Source organism: Rhodopirellula sp. JB055, assembly GCF_043100905.1.
Lineage (GTDB): Bacteria > Planctomycetota > Planctomycetia > Pirellulales > Pirellulaceae > Rhodopirellula.
Map to the genome: position 1 here is coordinate 1 of NZ_JBICHO010000013.1, position 3,978 is coordinate 3,978.

The following is a 3,978-nucleotide window of genomic DNA, read 5'->3' on the forward strand; positions in this document are numbered from 1 at the left end:
TGAGAAAGCTCCATCGGAGGTCGCCCTGAAGACATCGTGCCGTCGCGGAAGCGCCCCCTGGACTCCACACCGTCAACCGCGTCGCGGTTGCCAATAGCGAGAACTCGAGGCACCAGATCGATCTAGCTGGGGTGCGAATTCAGTGGAGACTTCGCGAGCCAGCCCAAAATCAAACCACCACCACGCCCCCCCTCGCAACACGTGTTCCCAGCCAAGGCGACACACGAAACGGCGCGTCCGCCAATTCCGAAGCAGCGTCTCCACCACCGAGCCGACCAAAAACGAAAGGAATCCCGAAGCCACCGAGTGGCGTGACAACGACTTTGACCAACAGCCGTCCTCACCCAAAGCGTCACCTGAATTTTTGGGATTGGCCAAAGAGCCGACTTGTTTCCTCAGGCCCCACAGGCATTGCCAGCTGGCGATACTAAAAAACGCCTGCCATTCCCCCACACGTTGGGACCGCGGACAAGTCATTGATCCCACAGTGCCAGCCAAGCCGCGTGCCCTCACTTTGCAAGGCGCGATCGACGCTGCACCCCCCCATCTCTACCGAGATAGAAGCCACGTACATTCGACCCGCTCCGGGCTCCGGCACCGCAGTCGCCTGAATCAGATACGGCGTCACTTGAATAAATCTCGAGCCATCCAGATCTGTCCGCACAAATCGGCTCTCAAAGATGGTTTCGACTTCGCCCGTCGTCAAAGTAGTGTCGTTGTTCAGCCGCGGTCCCATCAAACCCTCGCCACCCGTGTGCCCGAGATTGAGGTTGTGCCCAATCTCATGAGCAATCAACTCGGCTCCAAATGCACCTGCAGCAAAGTCCGATTCAACAATCAAGACCGAACCATTGACCGCACCACAACCCACCGCCGCCGGGATATCACCCCACACCAAGAGACCAGATCAGTGTAGAAGACATTGAACTGAGAGTTGAAGGCGTCCAACACATCGCGAGCGTAGGCGAACGGCGGATAGGGGTAGGGAAGTCCGGTTGAGCCGGACTCCCCTCCCTCAGAACCGTACGTGCGGTTCTCCCGCATACGGCTCGCCAGTCAGTGGGTCCCGTCGAGGGATTGAACGTAAGCGGAGTGGGCTAAACGCAGACTTCGATAGCCTCGCTCGCTGAAGTAGGCATTGGGCCAACGATGCGTGCGACATAGCCGCTCTGGGTTGCGTCGATGACGCTTCAAGAGCTGACGCCGCAGTCGTTTGCGAACCATCCCGTCGTACTTGTCGAAGATGTTCCACGTACAGTGACGAAAGTAACTGAACCAACCCACCGTCACGCGATTGATCTGGACGATCGTCGCTTCCAGCGATTGGCCGCTCTTTCGGGGCGTTAACCGGCGAATCGTGTCGACCATCTTCTGTTGGCTCTTCGCTCGTGGAAAACGAAGCTTCCCACGAAACGAGTAACCAAGAAAGTCAAAACTCTTGATCCGGCTGTCAACGATGTGCGTCTTCTCGGAGTGCAGCGTCAAACCGGCTTCACAGACGAAGCGTCGGACTTCCTCAAGGGCCAACTCCGCTTGTTCCTGACTACGACACAGGATCACAAAGTCGTCGGCGTAGCGAACCATTTCATAGCCCAGATCGGCCATTCGGTGGTCCAGCTCGTTGAGGTACAGATTGGATAACAGCGGGGAAAGCACAGCCCCTTGCGGAACGCCACTCTCAGGCGTCCACTCGCGAAGTTCCTCCAGGATCGATTGGTCCAAGAATCGCTTCACCAGATCCAATACCCGGCGATCCGAAATCTTCTCGCTGACCAACGCCAGCAAGCGGTCTTTCGGAATCGTGTCGAAGTAACCTTGCAGGTCAGCATCGACCACAAAGACATGACCGGTCTCCAGTAACCCTTCGACCACTCGCAGTGCATCATGACAGCTGCGGCCATGGCGGAAACCGAAGCTTCGTTCATGGAACTCGTTGTCGAAGATTGGTTCAATGACGTTGACAAGCGCCGTTTGCACGACGCGGTCTCGAACCGTTGGGATTCCCAAAGGCCGCGTTTGTTTGCTGCCCGGTTTGGGAATCTGCACCCGGCGTACCGCCCGAGGACGATAGGTGCCGGTTCGCAGCTGTTCATACAGTTGCTTGATCTCAGCAATTTCCTTTTCACTGAAATCCTCGGTGCTTTGCCGATCCACTCCCGCTGCTCCCTTCTTGCCGACAACCTTGCGGGCCGACACGAACAGGTTCAGCTCACGGTACACCTTGTCAATCAAGGCATGCCATTTACCTCCTCGCACTCCTACTGAGAGTGCGTTCAACATACGATCTGTCCATACGACACGATTCGCCCACGAAGAAATCTCAATTGCTGACTTCTTCTCAGGTTCTCCAGCACGGCTAGCCTTGGCCGACGGGGATTCCGCCGAAAACGGCACTGTCACCGGGATGTAGTCTTTCGATTTACGTTTCGTTGGCATGGTCTTCTCGTATCCACTTCCCTGCCTCCCTTCGCTCGCACCGGGTTTGGTTCCCGGTGGTCGACACTACTATGGATACTCTGACTTCTCGGCTGAGCTTCAGCGGTCTGCTGCTCGCCGAGATCTCCCTGCTTCTCTCGATTGAACTTCCGAACATTCCGTCTCCAACCACCGCATCGCGATTTCGCCACGCTCGATTTCTCACGTTACCGAGTTCATTCATCGTCGTGGCTGCTGCACCGACCGCCCGCACAGTCGTCGGGCTGACCTAGACCGGTCATCACTGGGCCGATTGCGTGCAGTCAAGGGTTCGCTCATTCCTAGGAGGCTCCCCGACAGGCTTGGCCGAATCGAGTTCACAATACAGTTACGGACTGTTCATTCGCTTTTGGTTGCTCTCCACCCTTTCTGTTGAAAACGCAGTTACCATCAGCTACGGGGCGGTAACGAGTTCCCCGGTCAGGACTTTCACCTGACAATTCAATCGCCTTTGCAGGCGCACTAAGCCGGCCTCGCTGGAGTCCGAGCATTGCAATCAGGACAACCGAGACCAGCATCAGCGAACTCGGTTCTGGAACCGCCGCAGCCTGGACAAGAATCGGTGTGACATTGATAAAAGATCCGCTCGCATCCATTTGAACCAGCGGACTGCTCCGAAGGATTGTTACTTCGTCGATGGACAGCGTGGTTTGCCCATTCAACGTCGGCCCCATCAGACCTGGCCCCGCTGTGTGGTCAAACCCGAGATTGTGTGCCATTTCGTGCGCAATCAATTCGGCTCCATAAATCGCGTGAGCAGCAACCGCCGAGTTGACTGCGAGCACCGAACCGGGGAACTCAGCGCATCCCGCGATGTTCGCTCCAGGAGCCCCGCACCAATTGATCGAATTAACGTAAAACAGATTCACTGCGGTTCCGAGATTTGGGGCTAAGTCCGTAAGCAAATTAAAATCGGCTTGTGAATCAATGTCGATGACGGACGAATTCTCAATCGTAACGATTGATCCAAAACGAATGTCGATTGGGGAGGCACCAAAAGAAGCCTGTGAAAAGATGGCATCCACTCCAGACTCCTGAGTCGTCACGACCGCGGCATTCGCAACCAGGGTCAGGGACGACATGCACGCAATCAGAAAAGCGAACAAGTTCACAAAGCGGCATTTGGTCACAAACATCTTCACCAAACCCCCAAAAAGAAAAGAACCAGACAACGAGGAAATGCAGTTTCCACAACTGCCTATGATTTGTCCAAGCATAGTCGAGAACCAAAGTGTATCTTCAACACTTTGTGCCTTTTGAGTCTTTACCTGCGAGGACGACGTCCCACGCAAGCTAAAAATCACTCAATCACACCCTCTCAATTCACATATATGCAATGCAAAGTCCAAAGTCGCTCCAATCCACCAACACGGACAAGCCAGACCAGTGGAATCCCGAAGCGGACCATTTGTGGAAGTCTGGAGAGAAACAAGCTGCAATTTCCTTGGTACTCAAGTCCATCAACGAGTCACAAGGGCCTCGACCACCACGGCATCCCGGGAT

At 55.2% G+C, this 3,978-nt stretch carries 3 protein-coding genes; all 3 read right to left on the reverse strand.

The genetic code is table 11. The features are described 5' to 3' along the window. Window positions 1-1,056 precede the first annotated feature (1,056 nt). On the reverse strand, window positions 1,057-2,280 hold the full coding sequence (ltrA, locus tag ACF8AM_RS00350; protein ID WP_392553716.1) for a group II intron reverse transcriptase/maturase: 1,224 nt from the start codon (window positions 2,278-2,280) through the stop codon (window positions 1,057-1,059). Window positions 2,281-2,792: 512 nt separating this feature from the next. Next, entirely contained in the window at window positions 2,793-3,557 is a 765-nt protein-coding gene (locus tag ACF8AM_RS00355; protein WP_392553717.1) for a PEP-CTERM sorting domain-containing protein, read from the reverse strand. 241 nt (window positions 3,558-3,798) lie between these two features. Next, window positions 3,799-3,978, reverse strand: a 180-nt coding sequence (locus ACF8AM_RS00360) for a hypothetical protein (RefSeq protein ID WP_392553718.1), incomplete at its 5' end; no start/stop codon positions are given.

What these genes read in the sequence shown, in the direction of transcription:
- ACF8AM_RS00355 (WP_392553717.1), bottom strand. Translation starts at nt 3,557, where the DNA reads ATGTCGTCCCTGACCCTGGTTGCGAATGCCGCGGTCGTGACGACTCAG.
- ltrA (WP_392553716.1), bottom strand. Translation starts at nt 2,280, where the DNA reads ATGTTGAACGCACTCTCAGTAGGAGTGCGAGGAGGTAAATGGCATGCC.